Here is a 21,415-nt window from a genome sequence, read left to right as displayed (position 1 = left end):
TTTTTGCATTCAGGGGGTGAGGTTTGCCCTAATTCCCGAATGAAAACACACATGCCACCATCATTGGCGATATCTAACTATCGGCGCAGCCCGGCACCGATGGGTACAACGACAATGACAACATGGAGAACCCATGGCAGAAGTAGTGTTGGAGACAAGGGCGTTGACCAAGGAATTCAAGGGATTCACTGCGGTCAGCGATGTGAATTTGAAAGTACAGCGGGGCCATATCCACGCGTTGATCGGCCCCAACGGCGCAGGTAAAACTACCTGTTTCAATTTGTTGACGAAATTTTTAACGCCCACATCGGGCCAAATTTTGTTCAACGGCAAAGACATCACCAGTGCAAAGCCAGCCCAAATCGCAAGGCAGGGCATTATCCGGTCGTTTCAAATTTCTGCGGTGTTTCCACACCTCACAGTGCTTGAAAATGTACGCATCGGCTTGCAACGCCCATTGGGTAATTCGTTTCATTTCTGGAAAAGTGAGAAAAAACTCTCGGTGCTGAATGACAAGGCCATGGCTTTGCTTGCGCTGGTTGACCTGGAAAGCTTTGCAGACACCCTGACCGTAGATTTGCCTTACGGCAGAAAACGTGCACTTGAAATTGCAACCACATTGGGCATGGAACCTGAATTGATGCTGCTGGATGAGCCAACCCAGGGCATGGGCCACGAAGACGTGGACCGCGTTACCCAATTAATCAAGAAGGTTTCCGCTGGCCGAACCATTTTGATGGTTGAACACAATATGAATGTGGTGGCGGGTATCAGCGACCGCATCTCGGTGCTACAACGCGGCGCAGTGCTGGCCGAAGGAAGCTACGACGAGGTTTCGCGCAACCCCGAGGTGATGGAGGCCTACATGGGCTCCACCACTGGAGTTCTGGAGGGTGCGCACTGATGAGTAATGCATCGACAAACACTGCGCTTGAAATCGCCGGGCTTAACGCTTGGTATGGCGAATCACACATTTTGCACAACCTGAACCTGACTGTTAAAACAGGTGAGGTGGTAACACTTCTGGGGCGAAATGGTGCAGGGCGCACCAGCACCCTGCGTGCCATCATGGGCTTGACTGGTTCAAGAAAAGGGTCAATCAAAATCAGTGGCACCGAGGCGATTCACATGCCCACCCACAAAATTGCCCACTTGGGTGTGGGTTACTGCCCGGAAGAACGGGGCATATTCTCTTCCCTGTCTGCCGAAGAAAACCTGATGCTGCCACCCTTTGTTTCAAAAACCGACAAAGGCATGAGCGTGGCAGAAATTTACGAGATGTTCCCCAACCTGGCCGAACGCAAAAAAAGCCAGGGCACGCGTTTGTCAGGTGGTGAACAGCAAATGTTGGCCGTTGCGCGCATTCTGAGAACTGGCGCCAAACTCTTGCTGCTGGATGAAATTTCTGAGGGGCTTGCGCCTGTTATTGTTCAAGCCCTGGCCAAGATGATTACCACCCTGAAATCGAAGGGCTACACCATTGTGATGGTGGAACAGAATTTCCGTTTTGCAGCCCCACTGGCCGACCGGTTTTACGTGGTGGAACACGGCCAAATTGTGGAGGCTTTTGCTTCCTCGGAACTCGATGAAAAAATGCCCGTGCTGCATTCGCTGCTGGGCGTATAAAAAACCAACCTTTCAAGGGATTGGACTTAAACCAAAGGAGATGATGATGAAATTAAAACCAATCGCAACTGGACTGACCGCACTTTTTGCATTCGCTGCCGGCTCAGCACAGGCACAAATTTCCAACGACACCATCAAGATTGGTGTCATCACCGACATGTCTGGCCTATATGCCGACATTGACGGGCCTGGTGGTGTCGAGGCTGTAAAAATGGCGATCGCTGATTTTGGCGGCACCTTGAACGGCAAGAAAATCGAACTGGTGTTTGCTGACCACCAAAACAAGGCTGACATTGCAGCCAGCAAGGCACGCGAGTGGTTTGACACTGAAGGTGTCGACATGCTGATTTCAGGTACCAACTCCGGCACGGCTTTGGCCATGGCCAAAGTAGCCGATGAAAAGAAAAAGCCCAACTTTGTAATTGGTGCTGGTACCGCCCGCATTACCAATGAAGAATGCAACCCTTACAGCATTCACTATGCCTATGACACGGTAGCAATGGCCAAAGGCACTGGTTCAGCTGTAACCAAGCAGGGCGGCAAAACATGGTATTTCCTGACCGCGGACTACGCCTTTGGCACCTCACTTGAAACCGATACCACCGCAGTGGTAAAGGCCAGTGGCGGCACTGTAAAGGGCGCCGTTCGTCACCCGTTGTCAGCGTCTGACTTTTCCAGTTTCATGCTCCAAGCGCAAGCCTCGGGTGCACAAATTCTGGGCCTGGCCAACGCCGGTGGTGACACAGTCAACTCCATCAAGGCGGCCAATGAATTTGGAGTTACAGGCAGCATGAAGCTTGCCGGTTTGCTGATGTTCATCAACGATGTGCACGCATTGGGCTTGGGGCAGACCAAGGGCATGTACCTCACCGACAGCTGGTATTGGGATCAAAACGACGAAACCCGCAAGTGGTCCAAACGCTTCTTCGACAAAATGAAGAAAATGCCCAGCAGCCTGCACGCAGCCGATTACTCGGCAACCCTGCAATACCTGAATGCTGTGAAAGCTGCGGGTACGGATGATGGCGCCAAAGTGATGGAAGCCCTGCGCAAGCAGAAGGTGAACGACATGTATGCCAAGAACGGATACTACCGTGCCGATGGCAGCATGATTCACGACATGTTCCTGATGCAGGTGAAAGACCCCAAAGAATCCAAAAAACCTTGGGATTACCTGAAAGTTGTACAGGCCATTCCAGGCGAGCAGGCTTTCACCACCAAAGCTGAGACCAAGTGCGCTTTGTGGAAGTAATTCAGTAAAACCAAAACAAGACCAATGCCCCTGAGGTTTAACCGCCCAGGGGCTTTGCGGGACACGTACTCATGGAAATTTTTGGAATTCCCTTGCAGGCCTTTCTTGGGCAGTTATTGCTTGGCCTGGTGAATGGCTCGTTTTACGCCATGTTGTCACTGGGTCTTGCTGTTATTTTTGGCTTGCTCAACGTGATCAATTTTGCCCATGGCGCGCTGTACATGATGGGTGCATTTTTCGCCTGGATGGGCATGGCCTATTTCAACCTGAATTATTGGGTGATGCTGCTGCTTGCCCCCTTGTTGGTGGGCGCCTTCGGGATACTGATTGAAAAAACAATGTTGCGCTGGCTTTACAAGCTTGACCACTTGTATGGCTTGTTGCTGACCTTCGGCATTACCTTAATGCTGGAAGGAATATTCCGCTCGATTTATGGTGTTTCCGGTCAACCCTATTCAGTGCCAGAGGCCTTGCAGGGTGCGACCAACCTGGGCTTCATGATTCTGCCCAACTACCGCGCCTGGGTCGTGGTGGCCTCGCTGGTGGTTTGTTTTGCCACCTGGATCATGATTGAAAAAACAAAGCTGGGAGCCTTGCTTCGTGCAGGCACTGAAAACCCGCGACTGGTGGAGGCCTTTGGCATCAACGTGCCCTTGATGGTGACGCTGACCTACGGCTTTGGTGTGGCACTTGCTGCATTCGCGGGTGTACTGGCTGCGCCGGTGATTCAAATTTCACCGTTGATGGGCTCTAACCTCATCATCACTGTGTTTGCGGTAGTGGTGATTGGTGGAATGGGATCTATTCTGGGTTCAATCATTACCGGGCTCACCTTGGGCATTGTGGAAGGATTGACCCGTGTGTTTTATCCAGAATTGTCAGCCACAGTGGTGTTCATCATCATGGCGATTGTGCTCATGATTCGCCCGGCCGGTTTATTCGGCCGCGAGAAATAAAGGGTTTGACACGATGAACAAAAATACAATTATCGCCATTGCGGCAATCATTCTCGCCCTGGCGGCACCGTTTTTCATGTACCCGGTGCTGCTGATGAAACTGCTGTGTTTTGCACTGTTTGCATGTGCATTCAACCTGTTGATTGGCTACACCGGTTTGCTTTCCTTCGGGCATGCTGCTTTTCTGGGTGGTGCCGGTTACATGGCCGGGTATGTTATTCGAGACCTTGGTATGCCCTTTGAGCTTGGTTTGCTGGCGGGCGTGGCATTTGCAGCGCTCATTGGTTTAATCATGGGTGCTTTGGCCATACGACGGCAGGGCATTTACTTCACCATGATTACGCTGGCACTGGCACAAATGCTGTATTTCATCTTTTTACAGGCGCCATTTACTGGCGGTGAAGATGGTTTACAGGGCATACCGCGCGGCACCTTGTTCGGTGTTGTAGACCTTAGTAACGACTTGACACTTTACTTCGTGGTATTGGCCATTTGCATCGCAGGCTACGCCCTAATTGTTCGCACTGTGCATTCGCCCTTCGGGCAGGTTCTCAAGGCGATCAAGGAAAATGAACCACGCGCAATATCACTGGGTTATGACGTGGACAAATACAAGTTGCTGGTGTTTGTTTTGTCAGCTGCATTGTCGGGTTTGGCAGGTGCAACAAAAGCCTCGGTGCTTGGCTTTGAAACATTGACCGATGTGCACTGGACGATGTCTGGCCTGGTGGTGCTGATGACCTTGGTGGGTGGCTTGGGCACTCTTGCAGGCCCAATTGTGGGTGCCATCGTGATCATCGCCCTGGAAAACCGCATTGGTGAATTTGGCACCTGGATGGCGGTAACAACCGACATTGCCTGGTTCCGCTCACTGGGGGAGCAGGTCACAATTGTGACTGGCTTCATTTTCATTGTGGTTGTGCTGGCCTTCCGGCGCGGAATTGTTGGGGAAATTATTGCGTGGAACCAACGCAGATTGCTTAAGGCGGGTCAGTAAACTGAAGCTGCCCACAGACCAAGAACCCGGCCTGGTGCCGGGTTTTTTTATGTCAAACTGAGAACACTTTATTCGGCTTACTTTGAAAACCATGCAAACCAGCAAGCTGTCCGAGAAATTTTCGATACTGGCGCACCACGGCCAGCCCGAAGACATGCCATGGATGGAACTTGCGTTGCAGCAAGCAAGGCTTGCTGCACAGGCCGGCGAAGTGCCGATTGGCGCGGTCGTGGTAATCGATGGCAAAGCCATTGCCCACGCACACAATGCGCCCGTAACACTCAACGATGCCTGCGCACATGCCGAGATTCAGGCCATTCGACAAGCCTGCCAGGCAGTTGGCAATTACCGCTTGGGTGCACAGGCCACCCTGTACGTCACACTACAACCCTGCCTGATGTGCGTTGGTGCAATTTTGCATGCGCGTATAGGCCGCGTGGTGGTGGGTTGTGCACAATCACGCTACAACGGGGATTTAAAACAATCCTTGTCAGTGTTCGAGCAAGCGCAAGCATGGCACCCCTGTGTTTTTGAAACAGGTTGCATGGCACAGGAAAGCGAAGAATTGCTGGGTAATTTTTTTAAAGTGCGCCGCAAACAAAGAGAAGAAACCGTTGCTGATTTGGCCAGCCTGATGCACCTGCCAAATGCCAACAAACAAACAATTGACCAACTTGCGCAACTTGGCTTCCACACTCCGCAAGATTTTCTGCAAACCGGGCTAGAGCAGGCAAGCAAGATATTGGCTGAGCAAAGCCGCGTGTTGAAAACGGGGCAGCACACACAACAGGCCGCCATTCTGGCCAGTTTGTGCGATTATTTCAACGGAGAACCCGTGCGTTCCTGGAAACAGTACCTGTGACATTACTTTTGAAACCGGAATTGAATTGAACACCAAACCGCCCATTGCAACAAATCAGGCACTGAATCAGCTAATCATGTTTTCGCCCAGTGGCGCACTGGTTGATGAAACATTGCTTGACCGGGCCTGCAACCATTTGAGCAATCAACATGGCTTCAATGTGATTGAAATGCCTGAAGCACGCCTGCGCACACAACGCTTCGCAGGCGATGAAGCCACGCGCATGGCCAGTATTGAAAATGCATTTGCCATGAATACGCCCAGCCTGCTGATGGCCACCCGCGGGGGTTACGGCCTAAGCCGCTTGCTGCCGCTGTTGAATTTTCCGGAACTTGCCGCATTGCTGAATGCGAATGCGCACCTGTTGTGCGGCCACAGCGACATTACCAGCCTGCAATTGGCATTGCTGAACGCGGGGGCACAACCTGCCACATTGTTGCACGGGCCCATGGCTTGTTTCGATTTTGGGGCAGAGCAGGGCGCAGACCCGCTCACCCTTGAACACTTTTTGCGTGCGGTAGAAAAACAGGCAGTACATATTGAATGGCCTGTTGAATGTGTCGGACTGAGCACAGAACAACAAACCATTGCAATTGAAGGCCCGGTGTGGGGTGGCAACCTCACCTTGCTGTGCAGCCTTTTAGGAACGCCTTGGTTGCCCAGTGTACCTGGCGGTATTTTGGTGCTTGAGGATGTGAACGAGCCCACCTACAAAATTGAGCGCATGCTGCTGCAATTGCTACACGCTGGTGTGTTGGCCCAGCAAAAGGCAATTGTGTTGGGTAATTTTTGTGAACCCAAACCCGGCACACACGACAATGGTTACAGCCTGCGCAGCGCCGCTGAATTTGTTCAAGACCAACTTAAACACGTACCCGTGTTGCTGAATTTTCCATTTGGTCACTGCACTCCCAAGGCTTGCTGGTTTCAGGGCGGGCAGGGCACCTTGACCATTACTGGCGGGCACAGCGAATTCAACGCGCGCCTGGTTCAAACCCTTCGCTAGTCGCAACGCTCCGAGCCCGCATTAAGCTGGCATTGAGCACACCCCAAGCCCGGGCATGTATAATGCCCCCTTCGTTAAAAATCACTGAATTTTCCAATACTTATGCTCACCGCAGCCAATATCACCATGCAGTTCGGCGCCAAGCCGCTTTTTGAAAACATCAATGCCAAATTTGGCGATGGCAACCGCTATGGTTTGATTGGCGCAAACGGCTGCGGAAAATCCACTTTCATGAAAATTCTGGGTGGCGACCTGGAGCCCAGCAGCGGCACTGTGGTCATCGAGCCCAATGTGCGCTTAGGCAAGCTAAGCCAAGATCAATTTGCATTTGAAGAGTACCGCGTGCTGGATGTGGTCATGATGGGCCACAAGGAAATGTGGGCCGCGATGACAGAACGGGATGCCTTGTATGCCAACCCCGAAGCCACCGACGACGACTACATGCGCGCAGCCGACCTGGAAGCGGTGTATGCCGAATTCGGCGGCTACGAGGCCGAAGCCCGCGCGGGTGAGTTGCTGCTGGGTGCAGGTATTCCGCTTGAAAACCACAATGGCCCGATGAGTGAAATTGCCCCTGGCTGGAAGCTGCGGGTGCTACTGGCGCAAGCCCTGTTCTCAAAACCTGATGTGCTGTTGCTGGATGAACCCACCAACAACCTGGATATTAATACGATTGCCTGGCTTGAAAACGTACTGAACCAGTACGAGAGCACCATGATCATCATCAGCCATGACCGCCACTTTCTGAATGAAGTGTGCACCCACATGGCCGATCTGGATTACGGCACCTTGCAAGTGGTACCTGGTAATTACGACGATTACATGCTGGCTGCAGCCCAGGCACGCGAACGCGCACAGGCCTCCAATGCGCGTGCCAAAGAACGCATTTCAGATTTGCAAGACTTTGTACGCCGTTTTGCGGCCAACAAATCGAAGGCACGCCAGGCCACCTCGCGCCAAAAGCAGATCGAGAAAATCAAACAAGACACAGTCATCCTGAAACCCTCTTCACGCCAAAATCCGTTCATTCGATTCGAACAGAAAAAGAAGATGCACCGCCTGGCTGTGGAGTTGGACAACATTAGCTTGGCGTACGGCGACAACAAGGTGATCCGGGACTTCTCCATCATGGTGGAGGCAGGCGACAAAGTAGGTATTGTGGGCGCCAACGGCATGGGTAAAACCACACTACTGAAGCTGCTGGCCAAGGCTTTGGAACCCACTTATGGCGAAGTGAAGTGGTCGGAGAATGCAGACCTGGGTTACATGGCACAAGACGTAAGCGACGAATTCAATGTGCCTTTGAATTTGCGTGAATGGACCGAGCGCTTTTCTCAGGAAGGCGACGACGACCAGGCCATTCGCGGTATTTTGGGGCGTTTGCTGTTCTCGAATGATGAAATTTCCAAGCAGGTAAAGGTATGTTCCGGTGGTGAGAAAAACCGACTGGTGTTTGGTCGCCTGATGCTGGGGCGTCACAATGTGTTGCTGCTGGACGAGCCAACAAACCACCTGGACATGGAATCGATTGAATCACTTCAATATGCACTGGAGAAATATGAAGGCACAGTGTTTGTGGTGTCGCATGACCGCCAGTTTGTTTCTGGCATTGCCACGCGAATTTTTGAAATGCGTGAAGACGGCATTACCGATTACCGCGGCACCTACGAAGAATACCGGGAGAGTTTGGGGCTGAATTGACAAAGGATTGCCACTAGTGCTGCGGGCTTGATGGGGACGCAAAAGGCATTGCCCGTCTGCCTTGATCAAGTCGAATTCCCCTGTTTGCTACTGGCTCAGGGCATGCGAAACGCGAGCGCGTCTTCGCATCGACCTTGCAGGTCGCCCTTCGCTGCGTTGCAAACCGGGCGACTTGATCTTGAATCGGCAGACTGAGCAAAACCATTTGCATCCCTGCAGCAAGCCCCTTCCGGACGGCCATTGACATAGGCCATAAACTCAACCAACTGGCTTCACCTTCGCAGCAACCCGCTTGGCCTTAGCACGGGCTTTTTCCACATCTGCATCACGCGCCAAGGCCACACCCATTCGTCGTTTCACAAACGACTCGGGTTTGCCAAATAAACGCACATCCGTGCCGGGCTCGGCCAATGCATCAGCCACACCTTCAAATGCAATGCCCACTTTGTCTACACCACCATAAATTACTGCACTGGCGCCCGGTGTTTTCAGGCTGGTGTCAACAGGCAAACCCAGAATGGCACGTGCATGCAACTCGAATTCGTTCTGCCACTGCGTAATCATGGTGACCATGCCAGTGTCGTGAGGGCGGGGGCTTACCTCAGAGAACCAAACCTGATCGCCTTTTACAAACATTTCGACGCCAAACAAACCGGTGCCGCCCAAGGCGGTGGTTACCAGATCTGCCATTTTACGGGCCTCGTCCAGGGCCTTTGCGCGCATGGCTTGGGGTTGCCAGCTTTCAACGTAATCGCCGCTTACCTGAATATGACCCACAGGCTCGCAATAACTGGTTTCAATTGCGCCGCTTTTGGGGTTGCGGGCACGCACAGTCAACAGGGTAATTTCATACTCGAATTCGATCAGCGATTCAGCAATAACCCGCCCTGAATTGACACGCCCAGCGCTGCCTGCGTAATCCCATGCGGCTTCCAGCTGGCTGGCATCATCCACTTTGGATTGCCCTTTCCCAGAGGATGACATCACAGGCTTGATGATGCAGGGGTAGCCCACCGGCTTCTTGCCATCAATGCCTTTTTCTACCGCCCGCTTCAGGGTTTCAAAATCATCCGCAAAAGCATAATGCGAGCAACTTAAATTCAATTCCTCAGCGGCCAGGCGGCGAATTCCTTCACGGTTCATGGTTAGCCAAGCCGCATTGGCTGTGGGCACCACACGCACCACGCCTTCTGCCTCAAGTTCTTTCAGGGCAGGGGTCGCAATCGCTTCAATTTCCGGCACCACAATGTGGGGACGCTCTTGTGCAATCAAGGCCTTCAATGCGTTGGCATTGGTCATGTCGATTACATGAAAGCGATGCGCAACCTGGTGCCCTGGCGCATTGGGGTAGCGGTCCACTGCAATAACTTCAACACCCAGGCGCTGAAAGGCGATGATCACTTCTTTACCCAGCTCACCACTGCCCAGCAACATCACTTTGACGGCGTTTGCAGCCAAAGGTGTACCGATTTGCGTTGGAAATTGAATCGCTGTTGTCATGCTCAAACTCGCTTGATTAAATCACTGTTTAATTGATGGATTCGGGGGTGTCGTGGTGGTGTGCATGCGATGCTTCATCAAAAAACACCACCAACAACACCAGCAGCACCGGGCCAATAATCAAGCCCACAATACCCATGGTAATGACGCCGCCAAACACACCGAACAACACGGCCAAAAACGGCAAATGGGTTCCGCCCTGAATCAACAAAGGGCGAACCAGGTAATCGGCAATCAACACCACCAACATGCCCACCGTGATCAACACAATTGCTTCTGCGCCGTTGCCACTTAAAAACAGGATCATACCCAAAATAGCGAGCAAGCCTGGTGCAGCCATGGGTATAAAGGCAATCAATGCCGTAACGGTGCCCAACAACACGGGTGCGTACACACCGCAGGCGGCAAACAGCACAGAAAGAATAACTGCCTCGGCAAAACTGACAATCACCAACCCGTTAACCGCTGCTCGCAGGGCAGGTGGCATGTGTGAAACATACGGCTTCCAGCGTTGGCCCAGCCAGTCAGTGCCAATTCGGTTCATGCGTATGCTGATGCTTGAGCCATCGCGGTAAAAAAAGAACAGCACCCACAATGCAAAAAACAGGGTGGCAACACGACCCAGCAATTCAAGCAAAATGGCCGACGCTGTGCCTTGCACATCGCCCAAACGTTGGGTAAGTGTTTCGCGCAACAGTCCGGAAATTTGTTTGGGCACACTCAAATATTCTGTCCAGCTGGCCACGAGCATTTCGCCAAGCACTGGAATTTGAGGCAACCAGTTGGGCACTGCGACGCCGGAGTCATCGGCCTGTCGCAAGAAGGTGGTAATTTCAAGAATGTCTTGAACCATAAACACGATCAAGCCGATCATTGGCCCAACCAACAGGAATGCAACAACCAGGGTGGTCAAAAATGCGGCGCCATTGGGCTTTCCGGGAAAGCGGCCACGAATGCGACAGTGAAGCGGCCAAAACGCGGTGGCAATAATTCCTGCCCACAAAATTGCCAACAGAAATGGCGATAATACAATGGCAGCACCGACCAGTATCAACACAGTAAACAGCGTGCTGATCAGGGACTTCGGTTGTCTCAGGTGTTCTGCCATGTCAGCCAGTCGTGCGAAATACGCGTTATTGGAATGCTTGTTTGTGGTTCAATCATTGTAGCAATGCCTGAATTGCAAATTGACTGTTATTTCACTTTCACGAGAACACACATGAAATTATCCAACACTTTGAGAATCGCTTTGTTCAGTACCTCGGTCGGTTTGCTGGCACCATCGGTCGCGTTTGCAGACCTTTGCGAGAAAACACCCGCCGTGAACTTGAATGCCATTAGCAGCGAAGAGGTGGACAATGACATGGTGCGCTTGAATTGGCAGGTGCAAATTCAGGCAGGTACAGCCAACGAGGCCATGAATGCCGTTAACACCGTGCTTGAAAAATCAATCAACAATTTGTCGAAAAACAAAGACATCAGCAAACTGAAAAACAATATTCAAACCTATCCGCAGTACGGTAAAAACAATGTCATCCAAACTTGGCAAGGTGTGGGCTCGCTCACCTTTGAAATGCCGGTGCAGGCACTGAAAACCCAGAAAAACCTGAATGTTGCCGAAGGCCTGACGCTGAGCAATCTGGAATATTTTCCCAGCGAAGGTCGTATTGAACAAAGCCGTGAAAAACTGCTGCAAAGTGCCATGAAAGAATTTCAAAACAAGGCAAGCATTGCTGCGAAGGGTTTTGGAAAAACTGGCTACACCTTGGGCGAAGTGTCAATTAACGATGAAAATCAAGGCCCACCTTCTTACCCCAGAATGTACGCAGCTTCGGCAGACATGATGAGCAAAGGCATGGAAGTGGCCCCGGCTGCCGGTTCAAGCCGGGTAAGTGTTTCGGTTAATGGGCGCGTTTGCCTGAAGCCGTGAATGGAATAACACGGGCCAGATTGGCAGCTGGACCGGATTGATCGTTTGAGGTGTCCGCGGCTTTTTCAATGTCGCCAGTGTAGTTCTGATCGATCAAACGCAAACCATTTTGCCTCAAAGGGGCAGGGCTCAGTTCCTGTTCCAGTTTTTGCACCTGCTCACGCAGTTTGCCAAACGACTCCCACATCAGCTTCGACGATTCCATGGCCGACTGCAATGGGCTTTTCGAGCGCTGGCGGATCATGCGGATCTTGAACAGCGTTTGCTCTAGCGCCAAGCGGTGTTCGGGATCGACACTAGCTACATAACCTTCGAGTACCGCCTCGCGGCGCTGCTCGAAGGCAACAGGGTCCACCTGGTACAGGTCGGCCCATTCCTTGAAATCAAAGTGCGTCATGGCTGCTCCTTGCTTTGCTCAATGAGCTTGGCTTTGTTGCTGTCTTGATCGTCGGTTCCCATCAAAAACGCATGCACTGCTTTTTGCAGAGTCCTTAACCGGGCAGTTTTTAGGTTAAGCTCACGTCTAAGAGCTTCGTTCTCTTCCATGAGTCTGTCAACCAGTGCGAGAGTTTCAAATTTCTTTCCCAAACTTTCTACCCGGTTTACTTCAACGCTTGAATGATGGCCCATGATGACTAGTAATGTTGCTATTAACCTTTGTACTGCCAAACACAGCAATCGGTTTTAGTAATACTCTTCAGTAACAACAATCGAATGACAACAACAATGGTGTTTATGAAAAGCGCTTGGACTTTTTCTTTTTTTCTGGGTTTGTTTGCATGGGCTTATATACCCACAGCCTTCGCTCAGGAAACAAGTTCAAATTTAACCCGTTGTGAAAACAGCTTTGGCAAAGAACCTGTGGGTACTACCGTTGAAATTTGCCGGCTGGAATTGACTGGGCCAGTTACCCAGGCCAAACGCGTCAAAATTCTTGAAACACTGGGTAAAGCTTACCTGGCGCAAAATGAAGCCGACTTGGCCATTTCAACCTGGAATGAAGCCAGCCAATACAGCCCTCTAAGCCGGGAAGACCAGGTGGCAGCTGAAGCATGGACGCGTTTGCAGGTGCTGATTGGCCAAACCTATGCACAAGCCGATCAAACAGAACGTGCCGAAGCCCACTTTCAGAAAACCCTAAGCACGGTTGAACAATCAATTGGTCGTTATTCTTTGCCGGCCGGCATGGTTCAAGACGCCCTAGGTACTTACTATGCCCTGCAAAGCAAAGCGGCTGAATCTGAAGCAGCATTCAAACGCTCGCGTATTGTGTATGAAATTCGCTTGGGAAAAACCAATGCCCGAACGCTCGAGACCCGCATGAACCATGCCGTGGGTTTACTGGACATGGAGAAAGAGCAGGAGGCGCTGGAAAGTTTCCAGGTGCTTGCAGAAATTATCAATGCCACGCCCAATTACAAAAACGAACCCATTCGTGCTGAAATACTGACGTTTCTAGGCACGCTGCAAATGCGCGGCGATCAATTGCAAGAAGCAGCCAAGAATTACCAAACCGCATTTGAAGTACGGCAAGCCGCGTTTGGCCCCAACGACATCAGAACCAGCCAATCTTTGAATAACCTGGGGGTTGTGCTTTACAGGGCAGGGGACTTAAAGCGAGCGGAAGTGGCACTCAGCCGCGCCTACATTATTCGGGCGGATGCCTTGGGCAACGAAGACCCTTTGACACTCAGCACTCAAAAGAACTTGCAGGCCGTGATCGCCGCCCAAAATGCGGCGAAAACAGGCCTTTCAGGAAGTGCCAACCGCAATTAATTAAACCTTGCTGTCGCGCACCAGCTTGCGATTGGCCTTGAATGATTTGAACTCATACACTGCAACCAGCAAAATTGCGGAGAACACGCAACCCAGGGCTGCCAAAATACTTGGGCTTGCTACTTCATAGTTAATGTAATCCACCAAACCATGCACTAACATGGCTGAGGCGATCAACAACAACACCAATACACCGGGGTAAGAACGAAGAGCTTTCATACGACACCTCTCAAAATTTACTGCTTCAATTGCTGACCAATGAGTCAACAATTGAACTTTACCATTGAGCAATGTCACAGATTGGAGCGCCACTTCTAACGTTGTATTTAACCAAACCGGCGCATTTTAGACTGTATTTTTCTTTTTAAAACAATGCAGTAGAAACAAACAAGCCAGCAAACCCAGCAAGTTCAAGGCACCACCACCCCCACCACCGCTGGAACTTCCTGTGCCAGAACCACTGCCTGAATCGCCCACCACCGAATTACCCACAGCCGAGGAGGGTGCACCTACACCTGCGGAGGCACCATTGATCAATGGTGAAAGCAGACTGGCCAACAAAGTAGGGGACGTAGCCCCCTGATTGGCCACAATAACCGAGGCAATTGCCGTTCGGCCATTGGCAGTTTGTGCACGAAGATCAAACCCTGTTACCCCCGAAGGCGCGGTTACATCCACTTCCAAGCCGCTCACCGACAAAATCGGGTTGGGTGCGTCGGCCGACGATTTCAACACATTGATCACATCGAAACTGACTGCATTTACCTCCTGCCCGGAAGAGTTCAATGTCCCGCTGGCAGAGAATGTACGTGTTTGTCCCGGTGGAATGACATTGCCCGTGTTGGAGAACAAATTAGTAAGTCCACCTGCCGCCTGTGAATTGATCAAATTGGCTACATCCAGCATGCCCGAACCACACAGAGCCCGTGTGCAATTGCATTCAACATCCACTGTGTCAGCGGTGCAAGTGGGGCGACCACCCAGCGAAAGAAAGGGACGCGCAGTGGTTTTCAGCAAATTCTCCACGGTGGCCACTGACGCCGAAGGATCCAAAGACCAATACAGCGAGGCTGCGCCAGCCACCATGGGAGAAGAGAAACTGGTACCGATCTTGGTGTTATAAGTGTTGGTCAGAGGGCCATCGCTACCCGTATTTGAGGCGCTCCAAATTGGAAACGCTGCATCGCCTCCAGGCGCTGAAAGTTGAATACTGGGTCCAAAATTGCTGTAATTTGCCTTCAACCCTTCCTGATCTATTGCTGCTACACCAAAAGCGCCAGGGCAGTTGGCAGGCGAATCCACTGTGCTACCGTCGTTGCCTGCGGCAACCACCACCAAAGAGCCAGCCTGCCGTGCTGCGGAGATTGCGGCGCCCTCAATGGAGGCCACGCAAGCTCCCTCCGCACCCAAACTTAAATTAATTACCTTGGCAGGGAAGGGGTTGTTGGGTGCCCCAGGCACACTCAAGCCGGCGGCCCAGCGAATACCGTCTGCAAGGTCGCTTGAAAACCCACCACATTTGCCCAACACACGAACAGGCAGTACCACCGCATTCCAGTTAACCGAAAACACACCTTCGTTTGGCACCGGGTTGCCGGCAAGCAGAGCGGATACAAAGGTGCCGTGCCAGCTTGACTGACTAACACCTCCACACACTGGGTCTGCCAGAAGATCGGCTGGGCCTACACCATCGCCGGGGTCAGTCGGGTCTGAATCCCGATCAGAACCTGTGGAACCTTGACCATCAGCCCCTATCAAGGGGTCAGCTACAAAATCGTATCCAGACAACAAATGGCCTTGAAGCATGGGATGGCTTGGCAAAACACCCGTATCCAACACAGCGACCACAGTAGGTGCGGTACCGTGAAAGTTGGTCCACATGGCACCCGTATTGATTGAAGCGGGCTGTGTGCTCAAATCTTGGTGGAACCACGAGCGGCTGCGGCGTGACGGGTCAAGCCCATTTAATACCCCGATCAAAGGCGATTGGGCGCGAAGCTTGATACGACGGTCAAGCTCAACAGACTCGATCATCGGATCGGACAACAAACGGAGGCGCGCTTGTTCAGCATCGCTGCCATTGGGCGTTGTAATTACAGCGCCACGTTCACCAAATGGCCTCACAAGTTGGAAGGTGCGTTTGTGAACGATGGAAAGTTCGGCAAGCCTGGCTCGCAATTCTGATTTGCGTGATTCAAGCGAGGAAGATTGAACAGTCGCATGGCCGTGATCAGGGCTGTCTTTGAACTGGATTACCCAACGATCAGCCGACCATGAAATAGTCGAGACGATGCCAAGCAGAATGAACAAACTGCTTTGAATAGCGAAACGCAACTGCATGGGTAGACCCTGAATGTGGCTGTTATTAGATGATACCGGGGAGAGGGGCTTGCGGATTCAGAATTGGAAACAAGAGAATGGAAGGCCTTGCGGCTGTTCTACAAGAGTTGTAAAGATGGTGTTCGACGCAAGTCTTTGATAATAAACACATTGCTTGAGTGTGCTTGACAAGTGAGCTAACTTTCCTTGATAGCACAGTTGTAAAGTAGACAGACTGTAGATTAAAAAGGTAAAGTAAATTGAAATCACTCTGCCCAAGTCTCTACTATGGCCTCCGAGTCGACTCGACACATCAAAGGTTTAAGTGACACCATCTGGGCTGACTTCACAATTTGGCCAGGCTTTGATGAAGCTTCACTTGCTCCAGATAAGCTAGCCAAGTTCCTCAATAGAAAAGAGGCAATCAAGGCATATTTAAGCGGCAGCAAAGTCGCTACGATTCGAAAAGAATATGGTATCTCAGAGCCCCAGATCTATCGCTTAATCACTGAACGGTGTATTTGCGATCATCCCGACGGCCAAATTTATGGCTGGCGAGCACTGATCCCACAAATCAGAATAGTTCAATTCAAAAGACGTACACCCATCGTTATTAATCAGTGGGGACACGGTGCTGTTGGCGCTTTTCAAACGCTACTAGACACCTATCCGGACGTCAGAGAGGTTTTACACAAAAAAATTCTTAAAGTCCCCAATACCCGAAAAAAGCTTGGAATGTTATCAATCTCAAAACGATCGATTTGGCTCTGGTTTCTCCAAAGTCTTAGAGAGAAAGGTCTTGAAATCAAAGGGGAGTGGCCTTTTAACACTAAAACGAACGGATATCACTCAATCATTAAATACATTGATAGGGTGCTCCACGAAAACCCTGGCAAAGCAATCCTGATACACGGTGGAAATGAACTTCAAAGGAAAATGCAGGCGGGAGATGGTGTTGATCGACCAGTTCACCGCCCGTTTCAACGTGTAGAAATGGACGCCCACAAAATTGATGGGCGCTTCACCGTTGCGATTCCTTTACTTGAGGGTGGCTACCAGAACGTACTGATCCACAGAATTTGGGTGATCGTGATTATTGAGGTGGTGACTCGATTGGTGCTTGGATATCACATGAGTCTTCGAAAGGAGATTTCTAAAGAAGATGTGCTTCGGGTAATCAAGAAGTCCCTTTCGCCCTGGGCGAAGAAAAAACTACACCACACCGACAAGGACTTTTATATCGATGGTGCCGGGTTTCCCAGTGTTTTAGGTAAGCAGTTTGTGGGCATATGCTGGGACGAAACCTCAATTGATGGTGCACTTGCCGAAAAAGCAAAGGTAGTTACAGAAGTACTAAAAAATTCGGTTGGGTCGATTCTTCTTACTCCGAAGAATTCGTACGCGATAAGACGAACAAAAGACGACCGACCATTTATTGAAAGCTTTTTTAACAAACTCGGAATATTCGGATTTCAGAAAATTTCCAACACAACAGGAAATTACCCTGGTGCAACGAAGGGCAGAGACCCCATCGGAGTGGCAGTAGCCTCAGAGTTCCAATACGAGTATGCAGAAGAACTTCTCGACATCATCATTGCTAATTACAACGCGAGAATCCACTCAAGACTTAGTGGTCGATCACCACTTCAGTACCTGCAATATCTGGTGCTTAGCAAGACATTCCAGCCCAGAGTGATTGATCCACAACACCTTGACACTTTTTTCAGTTACAGAAAGCTGTGCATGGTTAAAGGTGGTCTGGACGCCGGAAAGAGGCCATACGTCAATTTCGAGAATGGTATTTACACCAGTCCAATATTGGGTCAAAGACTAGATTTGGCTGGGAAAAAAATCTGGATCACAGCCGATTCTGATTCAGACTCCAGGGTCATCAAGGCATCTTCACTGACTGGTGAACATATCGACAATTTACGCGTATCACCTCCATGGAATCGCGTTCCTCACAACTTTGAGACCCGAAGACTAATCTGCGGATTAATTCGTCAAGGCAAATTCTCTCTGCAGAATCAACAAGATGCGGTGGAATCCTACATTGCCGAGGTGGAAGCATCAGGAGGTAAGTTTCCTCCTCATCCAGCCTATCTAACAGCTCGAAATTTTCTGGTTCAATCCAACGACACTATCCATCAGGTCCCTGACAACGAAACCATACAGTCTGATATGGCTTCAAATGAAACCAATAAAAGCATGGAAAGCCGGATTATCGACAACACTGAAGATAACGCCAAGTCACGCTCTACAACCAAAAACAATGCTGCTAGCAGGAATAAGCAGAATATCGCACCCCACACCTCCGACGCTACAGCGCATACCCAAAATTCCGCATCACTTCCACCACGACGAAAAGCTGAAAATAAATAGAGACGACGATGACTGAGATTTCACGTGATCATCCGGTTTGCACACAAGAATATGCGATTTATACCCCTCCTATTCATGAAATGTGCGAAACAATCACCAGATGGATTGAGCAACGTCAGACTGGTGGCTACATTTATGGACCTTCTCGATTCGGAAAATCGAAAGGCATAAAATCCTTCTTGGCTAAGATACTCAATGAAAAGTTCGATACTGAATTCCCTTTGATGATTTGGTCACATCCAACCAATAGCAAATCCGAGAGAGAATTTTGGAATCTTCTTCTAATGGCCTCAAGATTTGAGTTCAAAAATCCAATCAAACCAAAAGCAAAAATGGAGGCAAAATTCCTATTCAAACAACATCTTATTACACTAGCCAACAGAGTCAAATACAACTACATCGTAATACTGATTGATGAGGCTCAATTGGTTTTACTAAATGAATGGCATTGGCTATTGAGCTTACAAAATGAGCTCGATCTAGAAGGGTATAGGTTAAGTATCATTTCAGTAGGCTCACATCAAATTTCATTCCAACCCAATTTTTTTGCAAGAACGGGTGATGCACATATCGTAACAAGATTTCTAATGCACCATGCTCGATTTCACGGAATTAGATCATTAATTGAACTGGAATACATTCTAGAAGGATACGATGAGGATTCCGAGTGGCCAGAAAATAGCGGTGTAAGTTATACAAAGTATTTTTTATCAAACGCTTTTGATGATGGCTTTCGTTTAACAAGCTTGGCATTCTTAATTTGGAATGAACTGATTGAAAAGTACAATTTAGCATTCAAATCGTTTAAACCAAAATCGGATCAGATTGAAATTCCCATGAATCAAATCGCAAATTTAATTGAGAGAATATTAAAAGATATGGGCAATAAGTCATTTGATCATCTGGAGTCGAACCTGAATTCACAATATATTTCAAATATACTTGTTCAACAAAACCTTACGTCACAGATATAGACAACTTCCACAGATTGATTGAGATAAATTCTCATAAAGAACAACAATATAAATATCAACTCTTCAACTGGAGATCAGAGCTGTACGATACTAATGACAATACCTATTTTTTGCTAGCGAAATTTGCATTACTCAATAAGTTAAAAATTGAACAAGTCAATGTATTTTTTAATCAATATTTTTCCATTGATATTTTTAATCTAAATTTATCTGAGCATCGTTCTTTAAAGTATCTTTTCTCAATCTTTAGTAATAAAGCTTATATACAAAATAATTTAATTACAAAAAGTTCTGGCGATTTAAATATTCTTGGAATTCCTTTAACACAAGACTACTACGTGAATACACGTCATCAAGAAAAAATTATTCGTTATTGTCCAGAATGCATTAAAAGTTACAAACTGCCAGAACATGCGTCATTGAAGTACTTAGATCGATGCCTGTTTCACAATGTAAAACTTGAAATTTTTTCATGTAATCATCTCGCCACTCGATTAAATGAGAGAAGTGTCAAATGCTACTTAAACTTTATTAAATTTATTTGTCCGAATTTTCCTTCAGCACAACCAGAAAAGCCTAATACAGCAGGGCTGTTATCAACAGTTCTTCAAGACCTCGATAAATGGAATTTTTCTTTAAAAGAAAATTGCGATAAAAAATTAGGCAAACATATTCATACATTCAAAAGTATGGATTGTTGTAATCCCGAGCTATGCGCACATTTCGTTTTAGTAAAAGAATTACCACTCCCAGAGTCTCTTCGTGAATTTACGATTCCAACTAACGCGATCAGAAAAATAAACTCAGTCTCAATTTTCGACAATTCTGGTTTTTCATTTTTTGAAAACTTTACATATTTCCAACACTTAGCCCTTCCTATAGTGTATTCATCTTTTTGTTACCTTCATCGAAGAAATGAAGCGTCATTTATTCAATCTTTACTCAGTTTCTTCGACGAGTTAAAATTAGATTTAATGAATAAAACTGAAAAATTCTGGTACTTGCATGAAAATGATGGGATATGGACATTTTCTAATAGCAAAGGCCTGTATTGTGGTGTGCTGATTCATGATCTATTAATAGATTGGCTTACTGAGTTGTGGCTTCCCCCTCTTTTTACCAGCATTCGTAGCAGGCGCTTGCAATATTTTAATAATTTTCATTTAATGAATGAGGATTTGGTAAAATCCGCTACATTCATTCCAGTAAAAAGTAATATTTCTGAAAATAAAATCGATGCTCTTTTTAGTTTTAACAGGGTAAAATTTCAAGAATTTTCTATACCCAACTTTTCTTCAGAACAGATGCTTGCTTTAGATTCTATGTGCGATGAACTTGTAAAGTCTTACATTTATGACGCTAGGGTGTGGCTTAATAGAATTGAATCTGGAGAAAAACCAGATCACTTTCCACCAAAAAGTCGGGCGTTGCTGTCACTTCAAAAAGTTCAGAATCAATACCGTTTGTTTAATGTTCAAATTGATTGAAATGTAACATTTATCTAGTGCATCATTCACTTAGTTTATTGAATGTCGAATCTCGAGGTTCTAGTATATGAAAATTAGCGAAGTAGCTAAGCAACTCGGTTTGAGTCCTAAAACTATTAGATTTTACGAGGACCAGGGCTTGATTGCACCGAAAAGGGCTACTTCTGAGTCTTGGTTTACCTCCGGTAAAAACCGCGTTTTCGGGCAAGAGGACTTGTCCAGACTTGATTTTGTCAAAAAGGCACGCGAACTTGACTTCTCGATCAAAGAAATTCAGTCAGTGCTGGATTATTACGATCAGGGACCAGCCTGCGGTTGTGGCTCCAGAGCGAAAGTAGACGAATTAATCGCGTTAAAATTAGTTGAAGTCCAACAAGTGAAGATTCACCTCGAGGCGCTAGAACAAAAGTTGACGGACATTCAGGCGAATAATGCTGCAATCGCGCATGAACTTGCACAAAACCCGAATGAACCAGAAGGTGAGTTTCTAATTGCTGACTACATTATTCCCATCAGAAACGATGCCAAAAAATAGCGCTTGACCTTCCAGTGGATGGAAGGTCCACGATCTGTATGGGAGTGTTCCCTTGTCTTGTTAAAGGAGATTTTGTGATGAAAGTTAAAATGTTCGCAGCCGCGGTTGGTGT

Annotated in this window: 20 protein-coding genes; 14 read left to right on the top strand and 6 right to left on the bottom strand. The window is 48.6% G+C overall.

Annotated elements, in window-relative coordinates; genetic code table 11:
* The first annotated feature begins 133 nt into the window (after window positions 1–133).
* The 8 genes from BSZ31_RS13025 to BSZ31_RS12990 all read left to right on the top strand — a co-directional run bounded on the left by BSZ31_RS13025 (window position 134) and on the right by BSZ31_RS12990 (window position 8,400).
* Window positions 134–904 (top strand): ABC transporter ATP-binding protein, encoded by a 771-nt coding sequence (locus BSZ31_RS13025; protein ID WP_105029100.1) that lies wholly within the window; start codon window positions 134–136, stop codon window positions 902–904.
* Window positions 904–1,626 (top strand): ABC transporter ATP-binding protein, encoded by a 723-nt coding sequence (locus BSZ31_RS13020; protein ID WP_105029099.1) that lies wholly within the window; start codon window positions 904–906, stop codon window positions 1,624–1,626. The genes BSZ31_RS13025 and BSZ31_RS13020 overlap by 1 nt, the downstream gene beginning before the upstream one ends.
* A gap of 46 nt (window positions 1,627–1,672) precedes the next feature.
* On the top strand, window positions 1,673–2,878 hold the full coding sequence (locus tag BSZ31_RS13015) for an ABC transporter substrate-binding protein (protein ID WP_105029876.1): 1,206 nt from the start codon (window positions 1,673–1,675) through the stop codon (window positions 2,876–2,878).
* Between the two features lie 71 nt (window positions 2,879–2,949).
* A complete protein-coding gene (locus BSZ31_RS13010) occupies window positions 2,950–3,834 on the top strand; it encodes a branched-chain amino acid ABC transporter permease (protein WP_008249371.1) in 885 nt (294 codons plus the stop codon).
* A 13-nt stretch (window positions 3,835–3,847) separates the two neighbouring features.
* Window positions 3,848–4,831 carry a branched-chain amino acid ABC transporter permease gene (locus tag BSZ31_RS13005; RefSeq protein ID WP_105029098.1) on the top strand — a complete coding sequence of 328 codons (984 nt, stop codon included), beginning with the start codon at window positions 3,848–3,850 and terminating at the stop codon, window positions 4,829–4,831.
* A 91-nt stretch (window positions 4,832–4,922) separates the two neighbouring features.
* Window positions 4,923–5,693, top strand: a complete 771-nt coding sequence (locus BSZ31_RS13000) for a nucleoside deaminase (protein WP_240605712.1) — start codon at window positions 4,923–4,925, stop codon at window positions 5,691–5,693.
* Between the two features lie 25 nt (window positions 5,694–5,718).
* Window positions 5,719–6,699: an LD-carboxypeptidase gene (locus tag BSZ31_RS12995; RefSeq protein WP_105029097.1), complete on the top strand. Its 981-nt coding sequence runs from the start codon at window positions 5,719–5,721 to the stop codon at window positions 6,697–6,699.
* Between the two features lie 102 nt (window positions 6,700–6,801).
* Window positions 6,802–8,400, top strand: coding sequence for an ABC-F family ATPase (locus BSZ31_RS12990; protein ID WP_105029096.1), 1,599 nt, complete (start codon window positions 6,802–6,804; stop codon window positions 8,398–8,400).
* A gap of 258 nt (window positions 8,401–8,658) precedes the next feature.
* Here the strand turns inward: BSZ31_RS12990 and purT are convergent, their stop codons facing one another.
* Both purT and BSZ31_RS12980 read right to left on the bottom strand, forming a co-directional pair.
* Window positions 8,659–9,888, bottom strand: coding sequence for a formate-dependent phosphoribosylglycinamide formyltransferase (gene purT / locus BSZ31_RS12985; RefSeq protein WP_206018661.1), 1,230 nt, complete (start codon window positions 9,886–9,888; stop codon window positions 8,659–8,661).
* 40 nt (window positions 9,889–9,928) lie between these two features.
* The gene (locus BSZ31_RS12980; protein WP_105029094.1) at window positions 9,929–11,008 is read right to left on the bottom strand and encodes an AI-2E family transporter; all 1,080 of its coding nucleotides are present in this window, start codon (window positions 11,006–11,008) and stop codon (window positions 9,929–9,931) included.
* A gap of 111 nt (window positions 11,009–11,119) precedes the next feature.
* Here BSZ31_RS12980 and BSZ31_RS12975 point away from each other — a divergent pair, with 111 nt between their 5' ends.
* Window positions 11,120–11,830 carry an SIMPL domain-containing protein gene (locus BSZ31_RS12975; protein WP_168426980.1) on the top strand — a complete coding sequence of 237 codons (711 nt, stop codon included), beginning with the start codon at window positions 11,120–11,122 and terminating at the stop codon, window positions 11,828–11,830.
* On the opposite strand, the gene BSZ31_RS12970 is transcribed toward BSZ31_RS12975, so the two are convergent.
* Together BSZ31_RS12970 and BSZ31_RS17100 are read right to left on the bottom strand one after the other, a co-directional pair.
* Window positions 11,802–12,227, bottom strand: a complete 426-nt coding sequence (locus BSZ31_RS12970; protein ID WP_105029092.1) for a DUF3135 domain-containing protein — start codon at window positions 12,225–12,227, stop codon at window positions 11,802–11,804. The genes BSZ31_RS12975 and BSZ31_RS12970 overlap by 29 nt on opposite strands.
* Window positions 12,224–12,376: a hypothetical protein gene (locus tag BSZ31_RS17100; RefSeq protein WP_156799567.1), complete on the bottom strand. Its 153-nt coding sequence runs from the start codon at window positions 12,374–12,376 to the stop codon at window positions 12,224–12,226. The genes BSZ31_RS12970 and BSZ31_RS17100 overlap by 4 nt, the downstream gene beginning before the upstream one ends.
* A 189-nt stretch (window positions 12,377–12,565) precedes the next feature.
* Here BSZ31_RS17100 and BSZ31_RS12960 point away from each other — a divergent pair, with 189 nt between their 5' ends.
* The gene (locus tag BSZ31_RS12960; protein ID WP_206018607.1) at window positions 12,566–13,606 is read left to right on the top strand and encodes a tetratricopeptide repeat protein; all 1,041 of its coding nucleotides are present in this window, start codon (window positions 12,566–12,568) and stop codon (window positions 13,604–13,606) included.
* On the opposite strand, the gene BSZ31_RS12955 is transcribed toward BSZ31_RS12960, so the two are convergent.
* On the bottom strand, window positions 13,607–13,825 hold the full coding sequence (locus tag BSZ31_RS12955; RefSeq protein ID WP_105029090.1) for a hypothetical protein: 219 nt from the start codon (window positions 13,823–13,825) through the stop codon (window positions 13,607–13,609).
* Between the two features lie 126 nt (window positions 13,826–13,951).
* Entirely contained in the window at window positions 13,952–15,946 is a 1,995-nt protein-coding gene (locus tag BSZ31_RS12950; protein WP_105029089.1) for a S8 family peptidase, read from the bottom strand.
* A 267-nt stretch (window positions 15,947–16,213) separates the two neighbouring features.
* Between BSZ31_RS12950 and BSZ31_RS12945 the strand changes: the two genes are divergently transcribed.
* From BSZ31_RS12945 to BSZ31_RS12930, 4 genes are all read left to right on the top strand, one after another.
* Window positions 16,214–18,307: a hypothetical protein gene (locus tag BSZ31_RS12945; protein WP_105029088.1), complete on the top strand. Its 2,094-nt coding sequence runs from the start codon at window positions 16,214–16,216 to the stop codon at window positions 18,305–18,307.
* Window positions 18,308–18,315: 8 nt separating this feature from the next.
* Complete coding sequence (locus tag BSZ31_RS12940; protein ID WP_146106693.1) at window positions 18,316–19,281, top strand: ATP-binding protein; 966 nt, start codon at window positions 18,316–18,318, stop codon at window positions 19,279–19,281.
* A 14-nt stretch (window positions 19,282–19,295) separates the two neighbouring features.
* A complete protein-coding gene (locus tag BSZ31_RS16765) occupies window positions 19,296–20,768 on the top strand; it encodes a hypothetical protein (RefSeq protein ID WP_146106692.1) in 1,473 nt (490 codons plus the stop codon).
* A 67-nt stretch (window positions 20,769–20,835) separates the two neighbouring features.
* Complete coding sequence (locus BSZ31_RS12930; RefSeq protein ID WP_105029085.1) at window positions 20,836–21,303, top strand: MerR family transcriptional regulator; 468 nt, start codon at window positions 20,836–20,838, stop codon at window positions 21,301–21,303.
* Window positions 21,304–21,415: the final 112 nt, after the last annotated feature.

The organism is Limnobacter sp. SAORIC-690, assembly GCF_002954425.1.
In the GTDB taxonomy this organism is placed as follows: domain Bacteria; phylum Pseudomonadota; class Gammaproteobacteria; order Burkholderiales; family Burkholderiaceae_B; genus Limnobacter; species Limnobacter profundi.
Note: the sequence above shows the minus strand (reverse complement) of the source record. Positions and strands in the feature narration are given on the sequence as shown.